At 61.7% G+C, this 20,852-nt stretch carries 23 protein-coding genes; 15 read left to right on the top strand and 8 right to left on the bottom strand.

Annotated elements, in window-relative coordinates; translation table 11 throughout:
- Positions 1-150: 150 nt before the first annotated feature.
- The gene (locus tag G5358_RS01095; RefSeq protein WP_005335660.1) at positions 151-537 is read left to right on the top strand and encodes a DMT family transporter; all 387 of its coding nucleotides are present in this window, start codon (positions 151-153) and stop codon (positions 535-537) included.
- Positions 534-854 carry an SMR family transporter gene (locus G5358_RS01090; RefSeq protein WP_005335659.1) on the top strand — a complete coding sequence of 107 codons (321 nt, stop codon included), beginning with the start codon at positions 534-536 and terminating at the stop codon, positions 852-854. The genes G5358_RS01095 and G5358_RS01090 overlap by 4 nt, the downstream gene beginning before the upstream one ends.
- 78 nt (positions 855-932) lie before the next feature.
- On the opposite strand, the gene G5358_RS01085 is transcribed toward G5358_RS01090, so the two are convergent.
- The 3 genes from G5358_RS01085 to hrpB all read right to left on the bottom strand — a co-directional run bounded on the left by G5358_RS01085 (position 933) and on the right by hrpB (position 6,233).
- The gene (locus G5358_RS01085) at positions 933-1,334 is read right to left on the bottom strand and encodes a VOC family protein (protein ID WP_216952037.1); all 402 of its coding nucleotides are present in this window, start codon (positions 1,332-1,334) and stop codon (positions 933-935) included.
- 59 nt (positions 1,335-1,393) lie between these two features.
- Entirely contained in the window at positions 1,394-3,712 is a 2,319-nt protein-coding gene (gene mrcB / locus G5358_RS01080) for a penicillin-binding protein 1B (RefSeq protein WP_421296860.1), read from the bottom strand.
- A gap of 73 nt (positions 3,713-3,785) precedes the next feature.
- Positions 3,786-6,233 (bottom strand): ATP-dependent helicase HrpB, encoded by a 2,448-nt coding sequence (hrpB, locus tag G5358_RS01075; protein WP_216952035.1) that lies wholly within the window; start codon positions 6,231-6,233, stop codon positions 3,786-3,788.
- Positions 6,234-6,411: 178 nt separating this feature from the next.
- Here hrpB and thpR point away from each other — a divergent pair, with 178 nt between their 5' ends.
- The 10 genes from thpR to G5358_RS01025 all read left to right on the top strand — a co-directional run bounded on the left by thpR (position 6,412) and on the right by G5358_RS01025 (position 15,199).
- On the top strand, positions 6,412-6,960 hold the full coding sequence (thpR, locus tag G5358_RS01070) for an RNA 2',3'-cyclic phosphodiesterase (RefSeq protein ID WP_421323425.1): 549 nt from the start codon (positions 6,412-6,414) through the stop codon (positions 6,958-6,960).
- On the top strand, positions 6,957-7,700 hold the full coding sequence (sfsA, locus tag G5358_RS01065; RefSeq protein WP_216952033.1) for a DNA/RNA nuclease SfsA: 744 nt from the start codon (positions 6,957-6,959) through the stop codon (positions 7,698-7,700). Before thpR ends, sfsA begins: the two co-directional genes overlap by 4 nt.
- A gap of 119 nt (positions 7,701-7,819) precedes the next feature.
- A complete protein-coding gene (gene dksA, locus G5358_RS01060; protein WP_005335644.1) occupies positions 7,820-8,269 on the top strand; it encodes an RNA polymerase-binding protein DksA in 450 nt (149 codons plus the stop codon).
- Between the two features lie 111 nt (positions 8,270-8,380).
- Positions 8,381-9,289, top strand: a complete 909-nt coding sequence (gene gluQRS / locus G5358_RS01055) for a tRNA glutamyl-Q(34) synthetase GluQRS (RefSeq protein ID WP_118854600.1) — start codon at positions 8,381-8,383, stop codon at positions 9,287-9,289.
- Positions 9,290-9,455: 166 nt separating this feature from the next.
- Positions 9,456-10,931 (top strand): polynucleotide adenylyltransferase PcnB, encoded by a 1,476-nt coding sequence (pcnB, locus tag G5358_RS01050; protein ID WP_216952032.1) that lies wholly within the window; start codon positions 9,456-9,458, stop codon positions 10,929-10,931.
- Positions 10,932-10,942: 11 nt separating this feature from the next.
- On the top strand, positions 10,943-11,452 hold the full coding sequence (gene folK / locus G5358_RS01045) for a 2-amino-4-hydroxy-6-hydroxymethyldihydropteridine diphosphokinase (protein ID WP_216954449.1): 510 nt from the start codon (positions 10,943-10,945) through the stop codon (positions 11,450-11,452).
- A complete protein-coding gene (gene panB, locus G5358_RS01040) occupies positions 11,449-12,243 on the top strand; it encodes a 3-methyl-2-oxobutanoate hydroxymethyltransferase (protein WP_128815565.1) in 795 nt (264 codons plus the stop codon). Before folK ends, panB begins: the two co-directional genes overlap by 4 nt.
- A gap of 203 nt (positions 12,244-12,446) precedes the next feature.
- Entirely contained in the window at positions 12,447-13,304 is an 858-nt protein-coding gene (gene panC / locus G5358_RS01035) for a pantoate--beta-alanine ligase (protein ID WP_005335639.1), read from the top strand.
- 24 nt (positions 13,305-13,328) lie between these two features.
- Positions 13,329-13,679 carry a putative quinol monooxygenase gene (locus G5358_RS01030; protein ID WP_005354654.1) on the top strand — a complete coding sequence of 117 codons (351 nt, stop codon included), beginning with the start codon at positions 13,329-13,331 and terminating at the stop codon, positions 13,677-13,679.
- A 152-nt stretch (positions 13,680-13,831) separates the two neighbouring features.
- Positions 13,832-15,199 (top strand): cation:dicarboxylate symporter family transporter, encoded by a 1,368-nt coding sequence (locus G5358_RS01025; RefSeq protein ID WP_421323438.1) that lies wholly within the window; start codon positions 13,832-13,834, stop codon positions 15,197-15,199.
- A 63-nt stretch (positions 15,200-15,262) separates the two neighbouring features.
- On the opposite strand, the gene G5358_RS01020 is transcribed toward G5358_RS01025, so the two are convergent.
- The 3 genes from G5358_RS01020 to G5358_RS01010 all read right to left on the bottom strand — a co-directional run bounded on the left by G5358_RS01020 (position 15,263) and on the right by G5358_RS01010 (position 16,741).
- Complete coding sequence (locus G5358_RS01020) at positions 15,263-15,790, bottom strand: rhodanese-like domain-containing protein (protein ID WP_421323424.1); 528 nt, start codon at positions 15,788-15,790, stop codon at positions 15,263-15,265.
- 4 nt (positions 15,791-15,794) lie between these two features.
- The gene (locus G5358_RS01015) at positions 15,795-16,214 is read right to left on the bottom strand and encodes a MauE/DoxX family redox-associated membrane protein (protein ID WP_421323423.1); all 420 of its coding nucleotides are present in this window, start codon (positions 16,212-16,214) and stop codon (positions 15,795-15,797) included.
- A gap of 119 nt (positions 16,215-16,333) precedes the next feature.
- The gene (locus G5358_RS01010) at positions 16,334-16,741 is read right to left on the bottom strand and encodes a hypothetical protein (RefSeq protein WP_421222850.1); all 408 of its coding nucleotides are present in this window, start codon (positions 16,739-16,741) and stop codon (positions 16,334-16,336) included.
- 245 nt (positions 16,742-16,986) lie between these two features.
- Between G5358_RS01010 and G5358_RS01005 the strand changes: the two genes are divergently transcribed.
- From G5358_RS01005 to G5358_RS00995, 3 genes are all read left to right on the top strand, one after another.
- Positions 16,987-17,202, top strand: a complete 216-nt coding sequence (locus tag G5358_RS01005; protein ID WP_421323422.1) for a hypothetical protein — start codon at positions 16,987-16,989, stop codon at positions 17,200-17,202.
- 96 nt (positions 17,203-17,298) lie between these two features.
- A complete protein-coding gene (locus tag G5358_RS01000; RefSeq protein ID WP_421323421.1) occupies positions 17,299-18,849 on the top strand; it encodes a hypothetical protein in 1,551 nt (516 codons plus the stop codon).
- 12 nt (positions 18,850-18,861) lie between these two features.
- The gene (locus G5358_RS00995) at positions 18,862-19,053 is read left to right on the top strand and encodes a hypothetical protein (RefSeq protein WP_421222855.1); all 192 of its coding nucleotides are present in this window, start codon (positions 18,862-18,864) and stop codon (positions 19,051-19,053) included.
- A gap of 59 nt (positions 19,054-19,112) precedes the next feature.
- On the opposite strand, the gene G5358_RS00990 is transcribed toward G5358_RS00995, so the two are convergent.
- Complete coding sequence (locus G5358_RS00990; protein ID WP_005362866.1) at positions 19,113-19,886, bottom strand: ABC transporter permease; 774 nt, start codon at positions 19,884-19,886, stop codon at positions 19,113-19,115.
- Positions 19,883-20,800 (bottom strand): ABC transporter ATP-binding protein, encoded by a 918-nt coding sequence (locus tag G5358_RS00985; RefSeq protein WP_019445350.1) that lies wholly within the window; start codon positions 20,798-20,800, stop codon positions 19,883-19,885. Before G5358_RS00985 ends, G5358_RS00990 begins: the two co-directional genes overlap by 4 nt.
- Between the last annotated feature and the right edge of the window lie 52 nt (positions 20,801-20,852).

The following is a 20,852-nucleotide window of genomic DNA, read 5'->3' as shown; positions in this document are numbered from 1 at the left end:
GGCTATGGCGGAGTTTTTCACCATCACCTTAGCGTGTCGAACCAAGGCAAGGCAAACCTGTGGCGTCGGAATAATCGACGCTGAGCGATTGTCGCGAGTTGCTTCTCCCCGTTTACCATCTCTCCCGTCGAAGCAACAAAGGCATCTTATATGTTATTAAGTCGTATGTTTCTGGCCCGGCTGTTTTTGACCGGCGCCATCGTGACCGAGGTCGCCGGTACCTCCAGCATGGCCATGATCCCCGAGCAGGGAGCTGGCTGGATGAACTACATCCCGATGTGGCTGTTGATCGGTTTCTCGTACTGGTTGCTGGCGAAAGCCGCCAAAACAATCTCCATTGGTATTGCGTTTGCGCTTTGGGAGGGGCTCGGGATCACCTTGATCACCATAGTGTCGGTCATGTTCCTTGGTTACGATGTGACCGTTCAGGAGCTGATTGGCCTGGCTCTCGCGATAGTGGGGATTGTTATGGTGACCATGGGGGAGACCCATGATGAGCCCGCAGACAAGTCAGTAGAAGCGGAGGCCACAGCATGAGTCCGTTTGTGATTGTACTGGGTGCCGCACTGATCGATATCGGCGCCAACATGGCCATCAACCGCTCCAAGGGTTTTCGTTACAAGGGGTGGGGATTCCTCGGGATCATGCTGGTACTCGGCGCCTTTACCCTGCTCTCGGAAGCGGTAAGTGGCGGCCAGATTGACCTGGCTGTTGCCTACGCCACCTGGGGGGCTATCGGCATCGTCGGTACGGCGCTTGGCGGTTTGCTCTTCTTCGGTGAGCGGCTCAAGCCCATCGGCTGGGCTGGCATGATGGTGATGGCGCTGGCTGTCGTTATGCTGACTACCGCCTGATAACCGGAAGCAATAAGAAAAGCCGCCCGGTTTCGCCGGGCGGCTTTTTGTTTGGCCGACTGTTTGACCGACTCAGGCTCAGCACGGCGCTTCGTAGAGTTCCAGCGGCAGGCCGTCGGGGTCGGCGAAGAAGGTAAAGCGCTTGCCGGTCAGCTCGTCTACCCGGACCGGCTCTACCTCGACCCGATGGGCCAGCAGATGGGCGATAACCCGGTCAAGATCGCTGACCCGAAAGGCGAGATGGCGCAGGCCGCACGCCTCGGGGCGGGAGGGGCGCTCGGGAGGCGCGGGGAAGCTGAACAGCTCCAGCTGGCTGCCGTCCGGCAGGGCCAGATCCAGTTTCCACGACTGGCGTGCTTCGCGCAGGGTCTCGGCGATAATGGGTAGCCCCAGCACCTCGTGGTAGAAGTGGCGCGAGCGAGCGTAATCGCTGGCGATGATGGCAACGTGGTGGATGGCCTCAAACAGCGGCTGGTGCATGGTGACTCCTTGTAAGCGGGATGGCGAGACGGGCAGCCCGGGCTACCCGTCTCCCTCGGTCAGTTGAAGAATCCACCGAACCAGTCGTCCAGTGCGCTGCGTGGCGTACCCGGGCTGCTGCAGCTGGTCGGTGAGCCCATGGTCGATACCTTGGCCGGCACCTGCAGGCTGCCCGGGCAGTCGCTGGTGACGCGGGTGCCGCTGGCGCGGGAGAAGTTAGCCCAGGTGACCCCTTCCGGCATCTTCAATCCCAGACTGTTGACGCCGCGCTGGCTCATGTAGCCGCTAAAGAGCTGCAGGGCTCCGCTGGCACCGGTCAAACCTGCCGGGGTGTTGTCGTCGCGACCGACCCAGATACTGACCAGTTCGTTGTTGTCCATCCCGGCAAACCAGGAGTCGCGCAGCTCGTTGGTGGTGCCTGTCTTGGCTGCCATGGTGGCGCCGGGGAACTTGGCACTGAGGGCGCGGGCCGTGCCCTGACTCACTGTCTTGGTCATGGCGAACAGGGTCAGCCAGCTCGCTTGCTGGTCGGTGACCCGCTTGGCGGTCTGATCATGCTGATAGAGCAGGCTGCCATCTCCGTTCACCACGGCGCGAATGGCCGACAGCGGCTGGGTCAGCCCCTGATTGGCGATGGGCAGATACATCTGGTTCACCTCCAGCGGGGAGAGGGCCACCGCCCCCAGCACCAGCGACGGGTAGGGCTTGATTTCCTGCTGGACTCCCAGCTTGTGCAGGGTATCGACCACTTTTTCCAGCCCGACTTGCAGACCGAGATTGACGGTCGGCACGTTGAGGGAGCTGGCCAGCGCATCCATCAGCGGCACGCTCTGGCGGAACTTGCGATCGTAGTTTTGCGGCGTCCAGACCTGACCATCCTGACCGCGAATGCGGATCGGCTGATCTTTGAGCGGGGTCGCGAGCGTCAGACCGTTGGAGAGACCGGTGAGGTAGACCGCCGGTTTCACCAGCGAGCCGATCTGGCGGCGGGCATCCAGCGCCCGGTTGAACCCTGCGTAGCGGGGATCGCGGCCACCCACCAGCGCGACGACTTCGCCCTTATGCCAGTCGGAGACCACCATGGCCGCCTCCAGCTTCTTCTTGCCGCGCAGCTTTTCGATATCGGCGAGGCCCGATTCGACCGCCCGCTCGGCCGCGTGCTGGGCGATGGGGTCGAGACTGGTGAAGATCTTGAGGCCGGACTGCTTGAGCAGATCGGCGCCGAAGCGGCTCTGGATCTCTCGCTTGAGCAGTCCCATAAAGGCCGGGGTGCGGCCATAACTCATCTGGCCACGGGCGATGATGCCGAGGGGTTGGCGGCTGGCCAGTTCATACTCGGCCTGGGTCAGGCTGCCGTGATCCATCAGCAGCTTCAGCACCAGATCACGGCGGGTCTTGGCCCGATCCGGGAAGCGCCATGGGTCGTAATAGGAGGGGCCTTTCACCAGACCGACCAGCAGGGCGACCTGATCGATATCCAGCTCGTTGACCGGAATGCCGAAGTAGAAGTAGGAGGCGAGGCCGAAACCATAGACCCCTTGCGAGAAGTTTTGCCCCAGATAGACCTCGTTGAGGTAGGACTCCAGGATCTCGTCCTTGCTATAGCGATAGTCGATCAGCACCGCCATATAGGCTTCCTGCAGCTTTCGCCACAGGCTGCGTTCACGGGTCAGGAAGAAGTTTTTGGCCAGCTGCTGGGTCAGGGTACTGCCCCCCTGCACGGTGCGACCCGCGATCAGGTTGGCGAACATGGCGCGCATGATGGCCACTGGCGAGACGCCGCCATGCTGGTAGAAGTCGCGATCTTCGGTGGTGAGCAGGGTCACCAGCAGGCTGTCGGGCACTTCGGCGATACGCACCAGCAGGCGATCTTCCCGATCTTCGGTATTGAGGCGATCGAGCAGCACCGGATCCATCTGGGCGTAACCGAGCTGGCGCTGGTTCTCCAGCGACTGGATCCCCTCAAGGCGCGGGCCGTTGAAGGTGAGGCGCAGGCCGCGGGCTCCATCGGCGCCATCATAGAACTCGAACGGGCGGCGAATCAGCTCGATGCGGTTGCCGTTGATGGTGTATTCACCCGGCGTGTGAGGCTGGCGCACCTGCTTGTAGCTCAGCATGTTGAGCTCGCGCAGCATCTGGTCTCGCGACAGGCGCTGGCTGGGGTAGAGCTCCAGCGGGCGGCTGTAGACCATCACCGGCAACTGCCACTTCTCGCCATCGAAGCGCTCGCGCACCTTGGTATCGAGGTAGATGCCAAACACCACCATAAAGGCCGCCACCACCAGAGATAGCTTGAAGCCAAGCCAGAACAGCTTGCGCCAGATGGTGCGTTTGGGCGCTGCCTTCTTGGGGGCTCGCTTGCGTCGTTGGGTTGCCATAAATCCTCTTTGCTTTCTTTTCTACTTGTTATGTCGCATTCGCGAACGTCCGATCGGGCCTGGCCAATCGAACCTAGATACCCATCTTCTTCTTGGTGACCCTGGTCGGCATCGCCTCCAGCGGATTATCCGGCCAGTAGTGGCGGGGATAGCGTCCCTTCATCTCTTTTTTCACCTGTTCGTAGGATCCAGCCCAGAAAGCAGCCAGATCGGCAGTGATCTGCAGCGGTCGCTGGGCAGGGGAGAGCAGCTCCACTACCAGCGGCACCCGGCCATCGGCCACGCAGGGGGTCGAGCCTTGCCCGAACATCTCCTGAATCCGCACCGGGATCACCGGTGCCTGCCCTGGCTGATAGCGGATCCGCACCCGGCTGCCGGTGGGCGCTGCAAAGTAACTCGGCAGCGCCTCGTCCAGCCGTTTGGGCAACGGCCAGGGCAGGGATTGGCGCAGGATGTCGCTCATATTGAGCCTCTTCAGCTGCTCCAGCCGGGTCATACCGCTCACCGCTGGCAGCAGCCACTGTTCTAGGTCGGCCAGCAGGCTGTCGTCATCCATGGCTGGCCACTCCTCATCGGGCAGCCACTCACGGGCGCAGCGCAGACGGGCCAGCAGCCCTTCGCTGCTCTCGTCCCACGGCAGCACGTGCAGCCCCTTGCGGCGGATGCCCTGCAGCAGGCAGCGCCCTTTCTGCTCGTCAGAGAGTTCGGTCAGCGGTCGCTGGCTCAGCACCAGCTCGCCGATCACCTGCTGGCGCTCGGCGCGCACCCGCTCTTCCCGCTCATCCCAGTCGAACCACTGCCGTTCGCTCACCAGCTCCGGCAGCAGGCGTACCAGCTCGTCCAGATCGACCGGTTCGGCGATAAAGATGCGGCTGCCGCGATCGTTCTGCCCCATCTCGATGGCGATCAGCGCCCCTTGTCCCTGACAGGGATGACCTTCTACCAGATCGCAGCTCACCCCACCACTGAGTTGATAGCGACTGCCGCTACGCAGTTTGCCGATGCGATCCGGCCAGGCGAGGGCGCAGAGTAGCCCCAGCCACTGACCCTGCGCACTGGCAGGGCGCACGCCAAGCCGTTCAAACCAGCGAGCCGCCCCCTGACGCAGGGCACTTTGACGGCGGTGGAACAGCACAAAGAGGCGCTCCGATCCTCGCAGATCTTCTTCCTGCAACGCCACCAGATAAGCGGCATCGGCGACAATCCCTGTCAGACCCTCGGACTCCAGCTCGCGGGCGCGCAGCAGCATGCGAGCGAGGCGAGGGTGGGTACCGAAGGCCGCCATGGCGCGGCCAGCGGGAGTGAGTTGTTGCTCACCCTCCGGCTTCATGGCGCCAAGGGCCACCAGCAGCCGCTGGGCGCTGGCCACCGCAGCGGCGGGGGGCATGTCCAGCAGCGGCAGATCTTCCACCTTTGCTCCCCACTGGGCGGCGTCCAGCAGCAGGCCGGTCAGCTCCTGAGTGAGGATATCTGGCGGGCTCTGCTCGGCGAGTCGCTCCTGCACCTCGCTGCTCCAGAGCCGGTAGCAGACGCCGGGGCCGAGACGACCGGCGCGACCGGCCCGCTGGGTGGCGGAGGATTTGGCTATCTGGCGAGTCTCCAGTCGGGTGACACCGCTTTTCAGATCATAGGAGGCCCGTCGTTCCAGCCCGCTATCGATCACCACCGAAATCCCTTCGATGGTGAGGGAGGTCTCCGCCACATTGGTGGTGAGCACCAGCTTACGGCGGCCGGCAGGCGCCGGTTCGATGGCTGCCTGCTGCGCCGCCATGTCGAGGCGGCCGTAGAGGGGGGCGAGGGTCACGTCGTCCGGCAGTTTGTCTGCCAACCATTGCGCCAGTCGCTCGATCTCCCCCTGTCCCGGCAGAAAGACCAGCAGGCTGCCATCTTGCTCGGCCAGCGCTTCGATTACCACGGCGCCGACCTGCGGCTCCAGCCACTGCTGGCGATTGGCGGGGCGGTAGTGGTAGTCGATGGGAAAACCGCGCCCCTCGGAGCGAACTACAGGGGCATCCGGTAACAGACGCTCAAGCGCCATGCCATCCAGGGTTGCGGACATCACCAGTAGCTTGAGGTCATCGCGTAATCCCTGCTGGCTCTCGATGGCGAAGGCCAATGCGGTATCGGCGTGCAGGCTGCGTTCGTGGAACTCATCGAAGATGACCAGCGAGACGCCATTCAGCTCAAGGTCTTGCTGCAACATCCGGGTCAGCACGCCTTCGGTGACGATCTCTAGCCGGGTCGCTGAGCTGGTGCGGCTCTCGCCACGCACTCGCAGGCCGATGCGCTCGCCCACCTTCTCCCCCAGCTGGCGCGCCAGAAAAGTGGCGATATTGCGCGCCGCAAGGCGCCTTGGTTCCAGCATGATGATGCGGCCGGGCAGCCGGTTCTGACGCACCAGCTCCAGCGGCAGCAGGGTCGATTTGCCCGCGCCGGGGGGCGCCTGCAGGATCACACTGGTGTGGCTGTCGAGGGCGGCAAAGAGTTCGGGTAATACCGAAACGATGGGGAGCTGGGACAAAGCGATGAGCACCTTCTGTGGCAACCGGTAAAACGGCGCCTATTCTGCCACAGCCACCCGCACCACCGTGAGTGGATGTGCGGAGATGGTCACTCGGGTGGGAGGGTGGCGAGACATGGCCGGATGGCTGCCATAGAATGGGCCCATCCAATGAGCGTGAAAAAGGCATTATCACCACATGGCCAAACTCTTCTTTGCCCTGCCCGTCAAAGAGCTCGCCCCCGAGCTCATCGCCTGGCGCGATCAGCTGCCCTGGCCCTGGCCCGGTCAGCCGGTGCCGCAAGCCAACCTCCACCTGACCCTGGCTTTTCTGGGTGAGGCGGACGAGTTGACCACCCGCCGCCTGATCGCCGCCGTAGAGCGTCAGCACTGTCCGCCGCTCTCCATCAGGCTGGATGAGACCGGCTGGTTCAGCCGGGCCAAGGCCGCCTGGATTGGCCCGAAAGAGTGGCCCAACGAGCTGAACGTGCTGGCTAGGGCGCTGCGCCGCCACGGCGAGAAGTTGCGTCTTGGCAATGGCGAGCAGGGTTATCGCCCCCATGTCACCCTGTCGCGCAAGGCGGTCGAGGCCCCTGCCACCCTGCCTGCCCCAAATTTTCTGCTGCAGGCTGACGAGTTCTGCCTCTATCAATCCATCTCGACCCCGGACGGGGTGCGCTACGAGCCGCTTGCCTGCTGGCCGCTGCGCGCCCGGGTAAAAGAAGACGCGCGGAGGGCTAACCCGTGATCTTTGATCCCCCCCTGCAATCGGGCCAGCTGGTGGCCCGCTACAAGCGCTTTCTGACCGATGTGCAACTCGATAACGGCGAGGTCATCACTATCCACTGCGCCAATACCGGTGCCATGACCGGTTGTGCCGATCCGGGCACCCGGGTCTGGTACTCCACCTCCGATAACCCCAAGCGCAAGCTGCCCAACAGCTGGGAGATCGCCGAAAGCCCGGCGGGCCACTTTATCTGCGTCAACACGGCACGCGCCAACCTGATTGCCCGGGAGCTGATCGAGCAGGAGGCCATCGCTCCGCTGGCGGGTTACAGCCGGTTGCGCACCGAGGTGAAGTATGGCGAAGAGAACAGTCGCATCGATCTGTTGCTGGAAGATGACGAGAAGGGCAATTGTTACATCGAGGTAAAATCGGTCACCCTGCTCGACGAACGTGAAGATCCGGGTATGGGCTACTTCCCCGATGCGGTCACCGCCCGTGGTGCCAAGCATTTGCGCGAGTTGATGGCGATGAAAGCGGCGGGCCACAGGGCCGTGCTGCTCTTTATGGTGTTGCACTCCGGAATAAGCCGGATGCGCCCTGCAACCCATATAGATCCGCACTATAGTCTGCTAATTGAGCAGGCAATCGCGGCGGGGGTTGAAATTTTATGCTATCGGCCCCATGTTGGGGTGCAAGGCATGGTGGCTCAAGGGTTTATCCCGTTTGAATCTGGTCACCTGTTACCCGAGGGGAGTGCATAAATATTGGAGTGGGTAACATTATTGGTACGGCTCGTTTGCTTACCCGTTACCCTTCTGCTATAGATGTCGCCCTCAATTTATGGATGGCACGGGTAGCGTGCTGAATTAGGAGACAGGGCATGCCAACAGGCGAAAACAGGAAATCTCTGGGCCCCCTGGCCATTGCGGGTGTCGCGCCTTACCAGGAAAAGCCGGGTGAGGAGTACATGAATGACCAACAAAAGGCGCATTTTCGCAAGATCCTGGGTGCCTGGCGCAACCAACTGATGCAGGAAGTTGATCGTACCGTCGACCATATGAAAGACGAGGCTGCCAACTTCCCGGATCCCGTGGATCGTGCCGCGCAAGAAGAAGAGTTCGCTCTTGAACTGCGTACCCGCGACCGTGAACGCAAGCTGATCAAGAAGATCGAGAAGACCTTGCAGCTGCTTGAAGACGATGATTTCGGTTACTGCGAACACTGCGGTATCGAGATCGGTATCCGTCGTCTGGAAGCCCGTCCGACTGCCGACCTCTGTGTCGATTGCAAGACGCTGGCCGAGATCAAGGAAAAACAGATGGCCGGTTGATCCCGACCCTCTGGTATATGAAAAAGGGAGCTCGCGGGCTCCCTTTTTTATTGAGCTTTTGGCGGTCGCGCCCCAGAATGCAGCCTCAATGAATCGCTTACCCGAATAGTCATGCCAGTGAATTTCCCGTCCTCACCCCTTGTGCGCCCCTATGTCGGCCGCTTTGCCCCCTCACCCTCAGGCCCGCTTCATTTCGGTTCGCTGATCGCCGCCCTCGGCAGCTTTCTGCAGGCCAGAGCGCAGCAGGGACGCTGGTTGGTTCGCATCGAAGATATCGATCCGCCGCGGGAAATGGCGGGGGCAGCGCACCTGATCCTCAAAACCCTTGAGGCATATGGCCTCGAGTGGGATGGGGAGGTGATGTTCCAGAGCGCGCGCCATAGTCGTTATGACGAGATCATCGACCAGCTCTATCGGGCGGGGGATCTCTACTGGTGCCGCTGCACCCGGCGAGAAATCATGGCCGCGGGCGGTCTCTACAGCGGCCACTGCCGCACCCTCGGGCTTGCGGCCGAAGGTTGCGCCGCCCGGCTGCGCCAGCACCATCCGGTCTACCACTTCGACGATCGCTTGCAGGGCCATATCGCGGTCCCGGCGGCGCTTGCCGAGGAGGATTTTATTATCCGTCGCCGCGACGGGCTTTACGCCTACAACCTGGCAGTGGTGGTGGATGATATGGACAGCGGCATCACCGAGATAGTGCGCGGTGCCGATCTGCTGGAGCCCACGGTGCGCCAGATTGCCCTCTACCAGACCCTGGGGGCGCCGGTGCCCGACTGGGTGCACCTGCCGCTGGCGGTACTGGCCGATGGCAACAAGCTCTCCAAGCAGAACCATGCGCCTGCTCTGGCGCTCGATGAGGTGCGACCCGCCCTGTGGCAGGCGCTGCACTTCCTCGGCCAGTGCCCGCCGCCCGAGCTGATGGCAAGCCGGATCGACGAGATCATCGAATGGGGCATCGCCAACTGGCAGCTAGAACGGGTGCCCGCCAGCGAGAAAATCCCGCTGGACCTTGAGTAAAAAGAGCCGGTTTTCGTGTAATAAGGCGTGAGCTGGGCGCTGATAGACCGCTATTTTCGCTGGCAGACGGTTTCATGCGGGATCAATTGTCGGCACGGTTTTTCATTTGGTTAGGCGTGAGCTATGATAGGCCGCTATTTTTTGGCCTCCCGTCAATCTAGAAGTCATGAAGAGGTGTACCATTTTTTCCCAGATCGCAAACTTTTGCCGCAAGGTGCTCGGCAAGGAAGACGGCGAGCAGTCGGTGGAATCCCCCATTCCAGCCCGTGTCGCCGGTCAACGTCGTACCTTAAGCCGTGATCAGCACCCTATTTCGCGCAAAGAGATCAGCGAGAATGCACTCAAGGTGCTCTATCGCCTGAACAAGGGCGGCTACGAAGCCTACCTGGTCGGCGGCGGAGTCCGGGATCTGCTGCTCGGGAAGACGCCCAAGGATTTCGACATCGCAACCGATGCGACGCCGGAGCAGATCAAGGCGCTGTTCAGCAACTGCCGCCTGATTGGCCGTCGTTTCCGCCTGGCCCACATTGTCTTTGGTCGTGACGTGATCGAAGTGGCCACCTTCCGGGGTCACCACCATCAGGTCAATACCAGCAAACATGTGTCGGCCCAGTCTGATGAAGGCATGCTGCTGCGCGACAACGTCTACGGCACCATCGAAGAGGATGCCGAGCGCCGCGACTTTACCGTCAACGCCCTCTACTACAGCGCCAAAGATTTCACCCTGCACGATTTCGAAGGGGGTCTGGAAGATCTGGCCGAGCGCAAGCTTGAGCTGATCGGCGATCCCGAGACCCGTTATCGTGAAGATCCGGTGCGGATGCTGCGCGCCGTGCGCTTCGCCGCCAAGCTGGATATGACCATCAGCCCGCGTACCGCCGCCCCCATCAAGGCGCTGGCGCCTCTGCTGCAGGATATTCCGGCGGCCCGCCTGTTTGAGGAGACCCTCAAGCTGTTCCTGGCTGGCGACGGTCTGGCAACCTACAAGCTGCTGCGCGAGTATGGTCTGTTCCAGCAGCTCTTCCCGCAAGTGGCTGCGCTGTTTACCCCGCACGGCAACTCGCCCTACGAGCAGTTTATCGAGCAGGCGCTGATCGATACCGACACCCGCGTTCGTGAAGATAAGCGCGTCACCCCCGCCTTCCTCTACGCCACCCTGCTGTGGGGCTGCGTCGAGGCTCGCGGTCGGGTGCTGGAGAACGAGAGCGGTCTGCCCTGGTATGACGCCTTCATGCTGGCGGTCAACGAGGTGCTGGACAATCAGGTGCGGATCATTGCCGTACCTCGCCGTTTCACTACCGATGTCCGCGACATCTGGGCACTCCAACAGCGTCTGACCCGTCGTCAGGGCAAGCACCCCGAGCGCGCCATGGAGCATCCCAAGTTCCGCGCGGCGTTCGACTTCCTGTTGCTGCGCAACCGGGTCGAGCGCGGTCTCGGCGAGCTGGCCAGCTGGTGGGAGCGCTATGTTGCCTCCAATCCGGATGTGCGCCCGCAACTGCAGCGTGAAGCGACCCGTCGCCCGGCCAGCGGTGAGCGCGGTCGGGCCGGCGAAGCCCGTAGCCAAGATGGCGAGAAGCGCAGCAGCAACAGCCGCAACCGCCGCCGCCCGCGCCGTCGTAAACCGAAAACGGCCGAGTGACCACAGACGTGATGACCGAGGTCTTCATCGCCATTGGTTCCAACCTGTCTGATCCGCTGGGTCAGGCTCGTCGCGCCGTTGCCGCCCTGGCAAGGTTGCCGGAATCTGTGCTGGTGCAGGCCTCGTCGTTTTACAGCAGCCGCCCCATGGGGCCTGCTGACCAACCGGACTACGTCAATGCCGTGGCCCGGCTCAACACCCGGCTCGCACCCCTTGCGCTGCTGGATCAATTACAAAAAATCGAGCTGGAACAGGGACGTGTGCGCAAAGATGAGCGGTGGGGACCCAGAACCCTGGATCTCGATCTGTTGCTCTATGGGGATCAGGTGATCAACCATGAGCGCCTGATCGTACCCCACTACGGCATGAAGGAGCGGGAGTTCGTGCTGCTGCCTCTTGCCGAAATTGCGCCTGCTCTGGTGCTGCCCTGCGGCACCCCGCTCGCCCGACTGGTTGCCCGCTGCCCGCACAATGATTTGGCCATCATTGCCCCGCGTGCAGACGTACAGGAGCCTCTATGAGCAAGATCACCACCGCCAGCCTGCTGAAGATGAAGCAGGAAGGTCAAAAGTTCACCGCCATCACCGCCTATGATGCCACCTTTGCCAAGCTGTTCGACGACGAGGGGGCCCACGTGCTGCTTATCGGCGATTCGCTGGGCATGGTGCTGCAAGGGGGTCAGGATACCCTGGCGGTCAACATGGATGAGATGGTCTATCACACCCGCTGTGTGGCGCGCGGTGCCAGCAAGGCACTGGTGGTCGCCGACATGCCGTTCATGAGCTACGCCACCCCCGAGCAGACTTACCAGAACGCTGCCCGCCTGATGGCGGCCGGTGCCCGCATGGTCAAGATGGAAGGGGGCGACTGGCTCTGTGACTCTATCCGTCACCTTACCCGCAACGGGGTGCCTGTGTGTGGTCACCTCGGTCTCACCCCGCAATCCGTTCATGTCTTTGGCGGCTTCAAGGTGCAGGGGCGTGACGAGTTTCAGGCGCAGGAGATCTACCGCCAGGCCCTCGAACTGCAAGCGGCCGGTATCCAGCTGCTGGTGCTCGAGTGTGTGCCCACTGCGCTGGCCGAGCGCATCACCAAGGCGCTTCGCATCCCGGTGATTGGCATTGGTGCCGGCCCCGCGACCGATGGTCAAATTTTGGTGATGCACGATGCCTTTGGCGTCACCTCTGGCTATGTGCCCAAGTTCACCAAGAACTTCCTGGCCGAGACCGGCGATGTGCGTGCCGCCATCCGCCTCTATGTCCAGCAGGTGAGCGAGGGGAGTTTCCCCGGCCCGGAGCACAGCTTCAACTGACCCTGGCAGTTGCATGATGGGGGGGCTGCGGCCCCCGTCTCTGCTTCTCAGCCTCGCACAGTTAACCCGTATAGCTAATCCGTCTCTTATTGATTCATCTAAAGGTGAACTGCTGATAGCCATTTTCGTGCTTCATCCCGCCCGAGTGCTACTGGTAGATGCAACCCGTCTCTCTTTTTGATTTATCGGAAGGTGAACTGCTGATGTTGGTCGTAAATAATCCCGTCGTTCTGCGTGAGCAGATCAGCCAATGGCGCCGTGAAGGGCGTGCCATCGCATTCGTGCCCACCATGGGCAACCTGCATCAGGGCCACCTGACGCTGGTGAAAGAGGCGCACAGCCACGCCGAGAAAGTGGTGGTCAGCATCTTCGTCAACCCGATGCAGTTCGACAAGGCCGAGGATCTTGCCAACTACCCGCGCACTCTGGAGCAGGATTGCGCTGCGCTGGAAGCGGCCGGGGTCGATATGGTGTTCACCCCGACCCCGGAGATCATGTATCCGCAGGGGCTGGCGAGCCAGACCTTCGTCGAGGTGCCGGGTCTCTCCAATCTGCTGGAAGGGGCGCTGCGCCCGGGTCACTTCCGTGGTGTCAGTACCGTCGTCACCAAGCTGTTCAATCTGGTGCAGCCGGATGTGGCCTGCTTTGGCCAGAAGGATTACCAGCAGCTGGCGCTTATTCGCAAGATGGTGGCCGACATGGCGATGCCCATCGAGATCGTCGGCGTGCCGACCGTGCGGGCCGAAGACGGGCTGGCGCTATCTTCACGCAACGGCTACCTGACTGCGGCCGAGCGTGCCATTGCCCCCGAGCTGGCGCGCACCATGAACTGGATCGCCGAGCAGATCGAAGCGGGTGACCACCACCTGCCCTCCTTGGTGGCGCAGGCCAGCCAACGCCTCGACAACGCCGGTTTTCGTACCGATGCCATCGACATCGTCGATGCCGCCACCCTCGAATCCGCCACAGACGAGAGCGCGCAGCTGGTGATCCTGATGGCCGCTTATCTTGGCAAGGCCCGCCTTATCGACAATCAAGTGGTCACGCTGCAGCAAGCCTGAGCCCGCCACAACCAGGAGGACCCCATGTCCAAGAAGGTTTACTGCATCGCCCAATTCCTGCCCAAACCCGGTCAGGAGCAGGCCCTGTTTCAGGTGCTGCAGGCGCTCGAGCCCAACACCCTGCGTGAGGATGGCTGCCTGCAATATCGGGTGACCCGCCACATCGCCAGCCCGTTTGCCGAGGGGGAGAGCTTCCCCATCGTGTTCAACGAGATTTGGCAAGATATGGCAGCCTTTGAAGCCCACTGCCAGCGCGCGGAGATCAAGGCTTTCTTCGAGCGTTACTGTCTGGCGGAAGATGGTTTGGCCGCCAAGTGGAATGTCTGTGTCTATAGCGACGAACCCGAACAGTACGACGCTCCCGTAAAGAAGTAATTCCCCCGATTGCCAGCGGACGCCCCCTCGGGCGTCCGCTGCTTTTTCACGCCTGCACTCTCCTGCATTCCGGCGTTTTGTTCTGCGGCCCAGCCCGCATTTCCCTTCGTTTCTATCCACTTTTGGCCTGATGGCCACTACAGGTATTCATGATGTTTGTCCTGATTGCATCGCTTGTTTTCTGTCTGCTCTGTTTTGCCCTGACCCGGATTCCCTCTACTGTGCCGCTCTCGCGCAAGGTACTTGCGGGTCTGCTGCTTGGCGCCCTGTTCGGGCTGGCGCTGCAATTGGGGTGGGGCGCCGATGATGCCGGCGTTCAGCAGACTCTGGAGTGGGTCAATATCATCGGCGGCGGCTATGTCAGCCTGCTCAAGGTGGTGATGATGCCGCTGGTGTTCACCTCCATCCTCTCCGCCATCAACAAGCTGGAGCAGGCCCAGTCCCTCGGCAAGATCAGCGCCGTGCTGATCGGCTCCATGCTGACCCTGGTGATGATCGCCGGTGTGGTGGGGATGACCATCACCCACCTGAGCGGTCTCACCGCAGCCGGGTTGTTGAGTCACGGTAGCGACACGGCAGCCCTGCAACAGAGCATGAGCTCCATCGACAGTGCCCAGACCTTGCCTGCCTTGCTGCTCTCGCTGGTGCCCACCAACTTTGCCGCCGATATGGCGGGTAGCCGCGGCCTTTCGGTGATCGGCGTGGTGATCTTTACCGTGCTGGCCGGGGTTGCCCTGCTGCAGTTGAAGGCGGAGCATCCAAAGGCCGGTGCTCGCGCCGCCGTGGCCATCGACACCGTGCAACTGTGGGTGATGAAAATGGTGCGGGTGGTGATTGCGCTCACCCCCTATGGCGTGATGGCGCTGATCGCCCGGGTGGTGGCCCACTATCCGCTGAGCGAGATCCTCAGCCTGCTCGGCTTTATTCTGGTCTGCTACGTCGCCATTCTGGCGATGTTCGCGGTGCACATGGTGATCCTGCTGCTGATCGGCCAGAACCCGCTGCACTATTTGCGGGAAGTATGGGGCGTGCTCACCTTCGCTTTTGTCTCCCGCAGCAGCGCGGCTTCCATCCCCCTCAGCATCGAGACCCAGCAGCGTCTTGGGGTGCCCGCCAGCATCGCCAACTTTGCCGCCTCGTTCGGTGCCAACCTCGGCCAGAACGGCTGCGCCGGCATCTATCCGGCCATGATGGTGGCGATGATTGCTCCCATGCTCGGTATCAACCCGTTTGCTCCCCTGTTCCTGCTGACTCTGCTGCCGGTGATTGCGCTGGGCTCCATCGGGGTGGCCGGGGTGGGCGGCGGAGGCACTTTCGCCGCGCTGATCGTGCTCTCCACCCTCAACTTCCCCATCGCGCTGGTGGGGGTGATGATCGCCACCGAGCCGCTGGTGGACATGGGCCGTACCGCCCTCAACGTCAACGGCTCCATCATGGCGGCCATGATCACCAAGCGCCTGCTGGGTGAACAGGCGCAGAGCGACGTTGCGGAAGGCGAAGCGTCCCGAGTCGCCAGCTGACAGCCAGCATCGAAATGAGAGAAGCCCGCAGTTGCGGGCTTCTTTTTTGGGCGAAAGGTCGGGTTACTCGGCCGTGACGGGGTAGGCGGCCCCTTTCCAGGCGAAGATGCCGCCCGGTACCCGATAGACCTGTTGATAGCTCTGATTGACCGCCCAGGCGGCAGCATTGTGGCTGCGGCCACACTTGACGAAGCCGCAGTAGATCACTACTGGGCGGGCTTTGTCTTCACCCAGCAGTGCCTGGAACTGTTCCGCCGTGCCGCTTCCCTCGACGATCTCGCTCCAGTTGTCACCAGCCTTGGCCTCTTTCACAAAGGCAAAGTTCTTGGCGCCCGGGATGTGCTCCTTCTTGTATGAGTCCTCATAGGGCATGGTGTCGATGATCACCAGCTCCTCGCCCTTGTCCATCCGGGTCTTCAGCTCGGCCACGGTCAGCAGCTGATAGCCCCCCTGCTGCGCTTCCTGTGCCAGCTGTACAGCCGATTGTTCCAGCTTCACCTCCTGCTCGAACTGGTTGTCGCCACAGCCCGCGAGGGCAAAGCTGGCGGCGATCAGCGAGGCCAGCAGAGTGCGGGATCGCAATGTCATCATGTCACTACTCCTTTGGAACGGGAAAAACGGGGCGGGAAGTTCGCAGCAGGGCGCCCGCAAGCGTCAGTAGCAGCAGATCCCGCACAATGGCCTCCGGCAACGAGCTGAGATCAGCCCTGCCCAGACAGCCGCAAGAGATGTCGAGCCCGATGGCAACGCCATAGCCCAACACCGGAATAAACAGGGCGAGCAGCCCGATCACCAGCCAGAGCCCCCAGCGCTGGTTGGCGATCACCGCGAGGCCTGCGCAGAGCTCAAGGGCAATCAGCCCCCAGGCGGCAAACGGGATCAGCGGTGGCCAGAGCAGGCCAAAGGCGCCGATCTGCTCGATGAACAGGGCGGGGGAGGCCAGCTTGAACCCGGCAGAGGCGAGGAAGAATCCCCCCAGCGCCAGATTGGCCAGCATGCGCAACAACGCAGGCATTTCCTACCTCTTTATAGAGAGGGGTAAATTCTAACAATTCCCGATTGAGCCGCAATGACTAAACCCATGCCAAACAAGATAAATCTCGATTTTGCGAGACAGTGACCAGAATGGGGGCGCTAGACCCTGATGGTGGCGGTTGTGGAGGCGGGTTGTTGTGGCTGTGTCGATTGCTCCCTGTCGTGCTGGTGGGTCAGCAGTTCGGCAGCCAGCTCGATGGCCCGCTCGAGCAGTAGCAGCAGGCTGTCGACCGTCAGATGATCGAGCCACTCGCGGGCCCAGATCAGGGTCTCTCCCTGCTCGGTCTGATTCAGCAGAAACACTGGCTCGTCGCCAAGGTGGTTGAGCAGGGGCGTGTTGGGCATGGCGTGGCCCGGTAGCAGCAGATAGATCACCAGATGGCCATCATCCTCTGCCAGCGTAAGCACCAGTTCGTCGTTGATGGCCAGGGTGGTGGCTGTCTGTCCGGCCACCGGGAGCGGAAGTCCAAGTTGTGCGTACAGGGCGGTAATGAGAGCGTGATACATGGCCAAACCTCTGGCAGGGGAAGAGTGACACCCTATGCGGCTGATCGGTGGCTGCTTATCACTTATCGTCATTTTTTTAGCGTTTTTGGTCGGCGGGGCGGGTTATTGTGCCGAAATTGTGATCTGACATACATCTTTTACGGGTCAGTCCGAATCCTAAAAAAGCGGGACCATCGCTGACAGGGTGACAAGGGGGGGCGGCGTACGCTGAGGATCCTCTCTCTCATCAACGCAGGTTTCTTGTCATGAAAATTGCCTCCCCGGATATCGATGTAAGCCGTCATCAGCAGACAACTCCTGATGCTACACCTCCTGCTACTGCTCGCCTTGGCAACGCCAGACTACGGCTGCTGGATGCCGGTAACCGGGAGTTCGATAGGGGGATCCGCCGTGGTATTGGCCATCGGCAGAGCCCGGAACTCAAGGCGGTCAAGCAGGCAGTGCGGCACTATCAGGCCTAGCCAACGCGTTCACTGGCCGGACTGGCGAAGATTGAACAGGCGCTGCAGTTCTGGATCGACTCGGGCAAGAACCGCTCTCGTCAGCAGGATCCCGTGTTGCAAAAACTGGTCGATGACATCGCTGTCCGCCGTCAGGCGTTGGCGCAGGGTGGCAAGCCTCCCTCATTTCAGCTGGCGTGGGTCTGCAACGAGCAGGGGAGAGTCAATCAGCCTATCGAGAGTAACCAGCAGATCCGCCAGTGGTGCAGCGAGTTGGCTCGCCTGCAACAGGAGGGGGCCAACGACTTGTTCAAGCGGGAGCTGCAAGGGGGGCTAGACCTGATGTTCGGGGTGAGTGAGGGGATGATGGCGCGACGGTTGGAGCGGGCGCCTACCCGTGAAGAGGTCGCAGCAAGCCACGAGTGGCAGCTGTTTTGCGGGACCTTGCGTCAGGCTCTGCCTGCACTGGGTGAGCTCAAGCCGCAAGCCACTGCCGAGGAGAATGGTCGCGATATCCTGCTGACCCACAGTCAGCTACTGGAGCTGGGCCACCTCAAGGAGGTTCTGGATCTCAGCATTCAGCAGCAGGTGAGCAAGCAGGGGGAGATAGGCCTGCTCAGGACCGAGCTGCTGACCGCGCTGGTGGATGGACTGGATGAGCCCTGGCTTGAGCGCGAGGCGCAGGAGAAGGCGCTCTGGCAGGGAGAGGCCGCATCAGGAAAGCACTATCAGAGTGGTGTGCGGGCCGAGCTCAAGAGCCCTCTCTCTGCGGCCAGCAAGGAGCTGAAGCCGGGTGAGCCTGTGAGCCAGAAGGCCTTTGGCGGGCTTGGGCTGGTCAGTGCCAGTGCGCTGGTGGAGGCTTTCGCCAAGATCGAGATTGGCAAGTGGGAGGGGCGTCGCGACACATCGGTAGGAGAGTTTGCCGGCAAGGTGGCTCTGACTCAGGAGAACAAGGCGAGTGCCAAGGCCGAGCTGGTGATTGGCAAGGCGGAGGGCTCATTGGTGTTCAATCCCGTGAACAAGATCGTCAATGATACCGACGGATCGCGTTACACACCGGGGCCCCATGACCTTAGTCTGCTGCGCATCGGTGCCAGTGCCGAGCTGGTGAGCAGGCTGGGGCTGTCGGTTGAGGGGAGCTGGACTATCGGCAATCTGCTTAACGCCAAGCTGGAGGCCGGTGCTGCGGCTATCATGACCCCCAATGGGCCAGTGGTCAGCGTGACGGCCAACGCCTCGGCCTTTGCTGTTATGAAAGCTGAGGGGAGTGCCCAGCTCAGTCTGCTCAAGAGCCAGTATGCGGATGCCTATACCCTTTCGGCCAAGGTACGCGCCTCCGCCAATCTGGGGGTCGGTGCATCGGCCGGTGCCACTGCGGCTTTCGGGCCACAGGGAGCAAAGTTTCATACTACCCTTGGCGTGACACTGGGGGTGGGGTCCGATGTCGGTTGGGAGGGCGGAGTCAATGCCATGGCTACCAAGGCTTATGCACTGGAGCTGGCCGCTCGTGCGGTAAGCAACTTTGATCAGCGCAAAGGGGAACTGCTAGATGGACTGGCGATGGCGGCAGGGAATGAAAACCGTCTCTTCGAACTGGCCCAGCGGGTCGATAACCGGATTGTCACTCTCGCCACCCAGTTGGAGGAACTGCAGCTGGCGGCCAGCTAGAACCGGATCCGGATGCAGGAGAGCCTGATCGATCCCGATCTCGCGGCTGGTCGCACCGCCATGGCGCAGGCTATCGACGATGCTTTCGGTCAGGAGCAGGTCGATGAGCAGGGGTGCGTCACGGTTCCCGAGCGGGCCGCCGAGCGCAGCGAAAAGCTTGAGCTCACCGCCCGGCTGCTAAAGGAGCACGCCATCCGGGTCTAAGTCATCCCGAGGCTGGCAGGACAATGAAAACGGGCACCGCGAGGTACCCGTTTTGGCTATCAGTGGCGCAGGCCGGTGCCGCGGGAGATAAGCCACCAGGCGATACCGTAGAGGGCCACGATAAAGCCGATGATGATGAGGTAGGCGGTGCCGAGCGGCACGTCGGAGATGCCGAGGAAGCCGTAACGGAACGCGTTCACCATGTAGATGATGGGGTTCACCTGGGAGACGCCCTGCCAGAAGGGGGGCAGCAGGCTGATGGAGTAGAACACCCCGCCCAGATAGGTGAGCGGCGTCAGCACGAAGGTGGGGATGATGCTGATGTCGTCGAAGGTCTTGGCAAACACCGCGTTGATAAGGCCACCCAGCGAGAAGAGGATGGCGGTCAGCAACACGGTCACGCAGACGCTGAACAGATGGTGGATCTGCAGCGGCACGAAGAACAGCGACACCAGGGTGACGATGAGACCGACACAGAGGCCGCGCGCCACGCCACCGCCCACGTAACCGGCGATGATGACGTAGTTGGGTACCGGCGCGACCAGCATCTCCTCGATATTGCGCTGGAACTTGGCGCTGAAGAAGGAGGAGGCGACGTTGGAGTAGGAGTTGGTGATCACCGACATCATGATGAGGCCGGGCACGATGAACTCCATGTAGGTGAAACCGCCCATGTCACCGATGCGCGAACCGATCAGGTTGCCGAAGATGACGAAGTAGAGGCTCATGGTGATGGCCGGTGGCACCAGGGTCTGGATCCAGATCCGGGTAAAGCGGCTCACCTCCTTGGCCAGAATGCTCTTGAAGGCGATGTAGTAGATGGCCAGATTCATGCTTTTCTCCCCTCTTCGACCAGATTGACGAACAGCTCTTCCAGCCGGTTGGCCTTGTTGCGCATGCTCACGACCTGCACCTGCTGGCTCGACAGCTGCTCGAACAGGCTGTTGAGTGACTGGCTCTTGTCGAGGTCTACCTCAAGGGTGCGCTCATCCTGCATGCGGCCGTTGAACTCTGGCACCTCAGGTACGGCAGAACCTGGCGCAAGGTCGAGCAGGAAGGTCTCGCGACCCAGCTTGCCCAGCAGATTCTTCATGCTGGTGTTCTCGATCAGGCGACCCTTGTCGATGATGCCGATGTTGCGGCAGAGCATCTCGGCCTCTTCCAGATAGTGGGTGGTGAGAATAATGGTGACGCCCTGCTCGTTGAGATCCTTGAGGAAGGTCCACATGGAGCGGCGGATCTCGATATCGACCCCGGCGGTCGGTTCATCGAGGATCAGCAGCTTGGGCTCGTGCATCAGGGCGCGGGCGATCATCAGCCGGCGCTTCATGCCGCCGGAGAGGGTGCGGGCTGGCATGTCGCGCTTCTCCCACAGATCGAGCTGGCGCAGGTACTTCTCGGCGCGGATCTTGGCTTCCGCCTTGGGCACGCCGTAGAAACCGGCTTGATGGGTGACAATCTGGATCACCTTCTCGAACTGGCTGAAGTTGAACTCCTGCGGCACCAGTCCGAGCTGAGCCTTGGCCTGTTCCAGATCGCTGTCGATGTCGTAGCCAAATACTTTCACCTTGCCGGCGCTCTTGTTCACCAGCGAGCTGATGACGCCGATGGTGGTGGATTTGCCCGCGCCGTTCGGGCCGAGCAGGGCGAAGAAATCCCCCTGCCTGACGGTAAGATCGATGCCTTTAAGGGCTTCGACGCCCCCCTGATAGGTCTTTTTCAGGCCGCTGATTTCCAGTGCGTTCATTGCAACCTCTGTGATGGTTGAATCCGGCTCGATACAGAAAAGGCGGCCAAGG

Origin of the sequence: Aeromonas sp. 604176, assembly GCF_049170755.1 — a bacterium.
In the GTDB taxonomy this organism is placed as follows: Bacteria; Pseudomonadota; Gammaproteobacteria; order Enterobacterales; family Aeromonadaceae; genus Aeromonas; species Aeromonas veronii_A.
This window is presented reverse-complemented; position numbering and strand designations above follow the sequence as displayed.